Origin of the sequence: Streptomyces sp. NRRL F-2664 (assembly GCF_000719345.1) — a bacterium.
In the GTDB taxonomy this organism is placed as follows: domain Bacteria; phylum Actinomycetota; class Actinomycetes; order Streptomycetales; family Streptomycetaceae; genus Streptomyces.
This window is the reverse complement of sequence record NZ_JOFX01000300.1, coordinates 1-642: the sequence shown is the minus strand read 5'-3', so window position 1 is coordinate 642 and position 642 is coordinate 1. Positions and strand designations below refer to the sequence as shown.

Below are 642 nucleotides of genomic sequence, written 5' to 3'. Positions count from 1 at the left end.
GGTGCTGTCCGAGGCCGACTACTCCCAGTGGGCCGAGTACAAGGTCACCACCACCGACCAGGCCGGCCGCAGAACCGTTGCCTCCACCGACCCGTGGGGGCATACCAGCAGTGTGACCGGCCCGGACGGCACCACCGTCAAGACGGCCTCCGACATCGTCGGCGAGGCGGTCGCGCAAGGCGTGCTGGGCGCAGGCCAGGAGGGTGCCGGCCTGGGCGAGGCCCGGGCCGTGTCGGTGCAGGACGCCGACAGTGCGGCCCGGACCACCTCGGCGAAGGTCGTCTTCGCCGACGGCACCCCCGCCACCAGCTCCACCGCCCAGACCGACGCACTGGGCCGGACCCTGACCTCAACCAGCGGCGAAGTCACCGCTGTGCCCTCCTACGGGGCGGGCGGCATCCCGCACAGCACCGTGCTGAACCCCGCCGCCCCGGACACCTACCCCGGGCAGGAGTTCACCGCAGCCCTCACCCACGACCTCGCCGGACGCCAGACCTCCAAAACCCTCACCCAGGGCGATCCCGGCCAGGGCGACACCCGCACCGGCACGGCCAACACCTACGATCCGGCAGGCCGCCTGGCCTCCCAGACCGACCAGCTCGGCAACACCACCGCCTACACCTACACCGCCCACGGGCAGAT

Annotated in this window: 1 pseudogene; it reads left to right on the top strand. The window is 72.4% G+C overall.

The annotated features are described in order from the left end of the window. Positions 1–642 (top strand): annotated as a pseudogene (locus IF89_RS45650) (RHS repeat domain-containing protein); the annotation flags it as partial.